This is a genomic window from Vagococcus salmoninarum, assembly GCF_003987495.1.
In the GTDB taxonomy this organism is placed as follows: domain Bacteria; phylum Bacillota; class Bacilli; order Lactobacillales; family Vagococcaceae; genus Vagococcus_D; species Vagococcus_D salmoninarum.
On record NZ_NGJU01000010.1, the window covers coordinates 108,937 to 115,236 of the forward strand.

Consider the following 6,300-nt stretch of genomic DNA (forward strand, 5'->3'; position numbering starts at 1 on the left):
CTTGTTATATTCAATTAGTATGAGATAATGTGAGAGAAAATGATCAATGGAGGCTGTAATTTGAATCTTTGGGAAAAATTTAAAGAAAACGACAGTTTAAGACGAACTGCCGTATTATTAGTAATTTGTAGTATTTTATTTCTAGTTAAAGAAATTATTAGTTTGATTTTATTAACATTTATATTGACGTATTTGATAACCCGCTTAGTAGGCGTGCTTCATAAATGGAGTAAACTGCCTAAAAAACTGCTGGCTATAATGATTTATGGCTTAATTGTGGTTTTCTTATATTTCGCGTTAACAATCTATGTACCGAAGTTAATTACTCAAACTATGACAACAATCGAATCTCTTTTTAATTTTTATCAGCAACCAATGTCTGGTAATTCCGTTTTAGAATGGATTGGTCAAAACATTAGTTTTAAAGAAATTAAAGACCAAATTTCTTCAGGGGTGAAAGTCCTTTTTGATTACATTACGAGTATTGGTTCAATGGGGATGACTTTTATTATGTCCTTTGTGTTAAGTTTCTTTTTCAGTATTGAAGAAGAATGGGTCAAGAGTTTCAGTAAAATGTTTTTATCGAGTAAAATTAGTTTGTTTAGCCAAGACGTGGCTTACTTAGGTAAGAAGTTTACGAATACTTTCGGCGTTGTTTTGGAAGCTCAGTTTATGATTGCCTTAGTCAACACTTTCTTAACGACAATTGGTTTATATTTAATGGGTTTCCCTCAATTACTAAGTCTGGCCTTAATGATTTTTGTCTTTAGTTTAATTCCAGTTGCCGGGGTCATTATTTCTTGTATTCCCTTAGCTTTGCTAGGGTACTCAGTTGGCGGAATTCAAGATGTTATTTATGTTCTATTAATGATCGCTGTGATTCATATGTTAGAATCTTATTTATTAAATCCTAAACTAATGAGTAGTAAAACCGATTTACCCGTCTTTTACATTTTTATTATCTTGATGTTTTCAGAAAAGTTCTTCGGAGTTTGGGGCTTAGTTATCGGGATTCCTGTTTTTGTCTTCTTACTTGATTTATTAGAAGTCAAGTCGATTGAAAAACATAAATTACCTAAAATACTTAAAAAATAAACAGAGCAATCGCAACCTAAAGAGGCTGCGGTTGCTCTTTTATTAAAAAACGATGAAAATGTTAGCGTTTTCTCATAATAAAGGAAAAGGAACTTTATCAAAAATTAATTGCGAGATTTTAAATTATCGCCTTAAATATTTCAGTTTGATAAACTAGCCACAAGTTAACGTTCGTCTTTAGCGTTTGTAAAGGGCTTTAAATTTTATAGGAATGATGATTAAGCGTTTTACTACTATATGATATTGCAAGGTTCTGTCTTGAATGTTAGAATTAATTTGGTTGAATATTAACATAAGGAGAGTGTGTGTATTGAAAAAATGGCAAAATATGTCAAGTCGCTTTTTAGTCTTAGTTCTACTAAGTGCTAACTTCGTTGGACTAGCACCAATTGTTCAAGGAGCAACAGAAGAATCGGCGGCACTGGCTGAAGAGGTCGTCACGAAAGACTCTGACGCCCCTCAGGAACCCAAAGATTCTGAAACAAGTGGGAGTCTGTCAACTACGGAACAAACATCAGTTAGTTCATCTGAAGCAGTCTCAAGCCAAAGCTTGCCTTCAAGTGAGTCAGCTAGTGCTAGTTTAGGAGCTACTAGCAAAACAACAAAGGCCAGTACTGAAACTGCAACAAGTGACAGTGAAGAAGAAACAGATAAAAAGACGATTCCAGTGCAATTATTAGGATTAAATGATTATCATGGTGCCATCGATCTCACCGGAACGGCCTACTTAGGAAGCGACAAATTTACAAATGTTGGGCGAGCTTCTAATTTAGCAGTTCATTTAGATCAAGCTGAGGCGACATTTAAAGAAAAACACAGTAATGGCAGCAGTGAACGGATTCAAGGTGGGGATTTAGTTGGGGCTAGTCCTGCTAACTCAGCCTTACTTCAAGACGAGCCAACAATTAAAATTTTCAATAAAATGAAATTTACGATTGGGACAATTGGTAATCACGAATTCGACCAAGGTTTAGGGGAATTTAGACGAATTTTAGATGGCGTTCCTCCTAAAGAAGGTCAGTTTAATTCAATTGTTGACAACTACCCACGTGAAGCTTCTAATATGGAAGTCGTCTTAGCCAACGTGGTGAATAAAGCCGATGGGGAACACGGCGATCAAGGTCAAATTCCTTATGAATTCTCCCCTTATACAATCAAAGAATACGGCTCAGGTGAAGAAGCGGTTAAAATTGGCTATATTGGGATTGTAACAACGGAGTTTCCTAACTTAGTGCTGAAACAACACCACGAAAAGTATGATGTGTTAGATGAAGCGGCAACTATTGTTAAATATTCAAAAGAGTTACGAAACCAAGGGGTTAATGCGATTGTCATCGTTTCCCACTTAGCAGCTACAAGTAGTCAAGAAGTAGTTCAAGGGGAAGTTGCTGATGTCATGGGTCGTGTCAATGACTTAGATCCAGATAACAGTGTCGACGTAGTCTTCGCTGGTCATAATCACCAATTTACAAATGGCGTGATTAAAGGTCCGAAAAACGACGTCAGAGTCGTTCAAAGTACTTCACAAGGGAAAGCGTACATCGACCTTCAAGGAGAGCTGGACGTTGAAACAAAAGACTTTGCTGAAGTGCCTAAGGCGGAAGTTAAACCGACAACAGAATTAGAAAATAAAAATCAAGAAATAGTTAACATTGTTGCGGAAGCCAATGAATTAGTTAAAACAGTCACCGAAGATAAAGTTGGTACTGCTGATCAAGCTGCAACTGAAGCAGGTCTGATTGCCAAAGCAAGTACTGAACATAGTGAGTCACCAGTTGGTAACTTAGTTACTGAGGCTCAGTTATATATGGCCCAAAATGGCGGATATCTTGATGAAGCAGGTAACCCGATTAAGGTTGATTTCGCTTTAACTAATAACGGCGGGATTCGGGCTGATTTAAACGTTAAAGAAAATGGCGACATTACTTGGGGAGCAGCCCAACTAGTTCAACCGTTTGGTAATATTTTACAATTAGTTGAAATTTCAGGGAAAGACTTAATCGGTGCCTTGAATGAGCAACACCCAGTTGGCAAGGAACATTATTTCTTACAAATCGCCGGCATGAAAATGACTTATACGAAAGATGAAACTGGCTTTAAAGTTAAAACAGTCACTGATGCTAAAGGAAATGAAATTAATGAAGAGAAAAAATACGTCATCGTTATTAATGATTTCTTATTAGGTGGTGGCGATGGCTTTGCTAGCTTTACAAAAGGCAAACTCTTACAAGCCATGGATACTGATACAAATATTTTTATTAAATATTTTGAATTGAAAGAAAAAGCTGGGGAGAAAATCGCCGCACCAGCTACTGATCGGAAACAATTAGTAACGCCGAGTAATGAGAATGTAGTGCCAATTCAAATGTTAGGTCTAAATGATTACCACGGCGCTATCGATGTCACCGGACCGGCCTACTTAGATGGTAAAAAATATGAAGAGGTCGGCCGAGCTTCTAATTTAGCAGTTCATTTAGATCAAGCAACGACAGAATTCTTAACTGAGAATCAAAATGGCGTGTCGGAACGAGTTCAAGCTGGTGACTTAGTTGGTGCCAGTCCTGCTAACTCAGCCTTATTACAAGATGAGCCAACGATTCGTATTTTCAATGAAATGAAATTTGGCATAGGGACGATCGGGAACCATGAATTCGATCAAGGGTTAGCTGAATTTAAACGGATTTTAAATGGGACAAAACCAGTGGAAGGTCAGTTCAATTCAATTGTTGATAACTACCCACGGGAAAAATCAACTATGGATGTGGTCCTTGCCAATGTGGTGAATAAAGCTAAGGGTGACCATGGCGAAAAAGGCGAAGTCCCTTATGGCTTCGAACCATATGTCGTCAAAGAATACGGTGAGGGCACTAAAAAAGTTAAAGTTGGTTACATTGGAATTGTGACAACGGAGTTTCCGAACTTAGTGCTAAAACAACACCACGAACAATTTGATGTCTTAGATGAAGCTGACACAATCGTTAAGTATTCTCAAGAGTTGAGAAATCAAGGTGTCAATGCGATTGTCATCGTTTCCCACTTAGCGGCTACAAGTAGTCAAGAAGTAGTTAAAGGGGAAGTTGCTGATGTCATGGCTCGTGTCAATGACTTAGATCCAGATAACAGTGTTGATATCGTTTTTGCTGGTCACAATCACCAATTTACGAATGGTGTAATTAAAGGGCCTAAAAATGACGTTAGAGTTGTTCAAAGTACCTCACAAGGAAAAGCTTACATCGACTTAAAAGGTGAACTTGATCTTGAAACTCAAGATTTCGTTAAAACACCAACAGCAGAAGTTAAACCTACAACGGAAGTTGAAACTAAGAATGAAAAAATAGTGGCGATTGTTGCTGAAGCTAATGAATTAGTTAAAACAGTCACAGAAGAAAAAGTTGGTACAGCTGATGCTACAACTGCTGAAGCAGGTCTAATTGCTAAAGCAAGTACTGAGCATAGTGAGTCACCAGTTGGTAACTTAGTCACGGATGCTCAATTATATATGGCTCAAAATGGCGGATATGTTGATGAAGCAGGTAAACCTATTAAGGTTGATTTTGCCTTAACTAATAACGGCGGCATTCGTGCTGATTTAAACGTTAAAGCAAACGGCGATATTACTTGGGGAGCAGCCCAACTAGTTCAACCGTTTGGTAATATTTTACAATTAGTTGAAATTTCAGGGAAAGATTTGATCGGTGCCTTGAATGAGCAACACCCAGTTGGCAAGGAACATTATTTCTTACAAATCGCTGGCATGAAAATGACTTATACGAAAGATGAAACTGGTTTTAAAGTTGAGACAGTCACTGATGCCAAAGGAAATAAAATTAATGAGGAACAAAAATACGTCATCGTTATTAATGATTTCTTATTAGGTGGTGGCGATGGCTTCGCTAGCTTTACGAAAGGTAAACTCTTGCAAGCTATGGATACTGATACAAATACTTTCATTAAATACTTTGAATTGAAAGAACAAGCCGGTGAGAAAATTACTGCACCAGCTACTGATCGGAAACAATTAGCAACAACTGAACCTGAAGTACCTGAAACGCCAGTCACAGAAGAACAATTACGTGAAGCGACTAAGATTAATCCAATCACAGTTGGTGATAGTGTGATTACTGGTAAAACCTTACCAAAAGCAGTTCTTAGTTTTGGTGAAAAGGTGACAGCTACTGCCGATGAAAAAGGTCAGTTCACGTTAACTTTAGAACAAGAGATTACTGCAGCAACACCAATTACAATTACTGTGACAGTTGGGGAAGTCAGTGTAGCGATCCTGACGGATGTTCTTGAAAAACCAATTGACCCTGGTGAAGTTCAAGATCCTGAAAAATTGTTAAAAGCTTCAAGTATTAGCAAGTTAACTGCTGGTGATACAGTTATTAAAGGTCAAACATTGCCTGGTACGACAGTGACTTACGGATCGACTGCTAAAGTCCGTGCTATACCACTTACTGCCACAGCAGACAAGAATGGTAAGTATCAGTTAAAATTGAAGGAAAGTCTAGAAGCCGGTCAAACAGTTACTCTTGCCTTTACTTTAAAAGAGACAACAGTTGAAAAATCTGCTAAAGTCGGCGAAGTTTCCATAACTGAACCTTTGGATATAACTAAAAAGCTTTTAGAAAAAGAGACAAGCGTTAACCCAGTCACAGTTGGTGATCAAACGATTACTGGTAAGACACTAGCAGGAACAGTCGTTAATTACCGACTGAAAACAGCTGAGCAAGTGATTTTAGGTACAGCAACTGCTGATAAAGACGGAAGCTTCAGTTTGAAAGTGACTAAAGCCTTGAAAGCTAACAGCGTCTTACTTTTAGATTTCACGATAGCTGACATTAGTATTACGAGAGAAGTGACCGTTGCTAAAGCTAAAGGGACTAACAATTCTGGCGGTAACAACGGCAATCATAATAACAAACCTGGTGGTAGTCAGTATTTACCACAAACTGGGGAAGAGAAAGCAGTCTTCCGATTAGTTAGTATCGGACTCGTTTTAGTTGGTTACTCTATGTATTTAAAACGGGAAACGAATGAATTAAGTCAATAATAAGCATGTTAAAATACAATTATCGGCTCTACGTCAAATTGTGTGGATGGCTAAAATTTAGTCGAATAAATAGTTACTTAGGCAGCTTCATCAGAAATGGTGAAGTTGCTTTTTTGTGTCACTTTAAAACTGATTAGAATGCGGTGTTTAAA

2 protein-coding genes are annotated in these 6,300 nt (G+C 37.7%); both read left to right on the forward strand.

Translation table 11 applies throughout. The annotated features are described in order from the left end of the window. Positions 1-60: 60 nt before the first annotated feature. Entirely contained in the window at positions 61-1,095 is a 1,035-nt protein-coding gene (locus CBF35_RS08035; protein WP_126779903.1) for an AI-2E family transporter, read from the forward strand. A gap of 310 nt (positions 1,096-1,405) precedes the next feature. Further along, positions 1,406-6,148 (forward strand): 5'-nucleotidase C-terminal domain-containing protein, encoded by a 4,743-nt coding sequence (locus CBF35_RS08040; RefSeq protein ID WP_170174751.1) that lies wholly within the window; start codon positions 1,406-1,408, stop codon positions 6,146-6,148. The last annotated feature ends 152 nt before the right edge of the window (positions 6,149-6,300 follow it).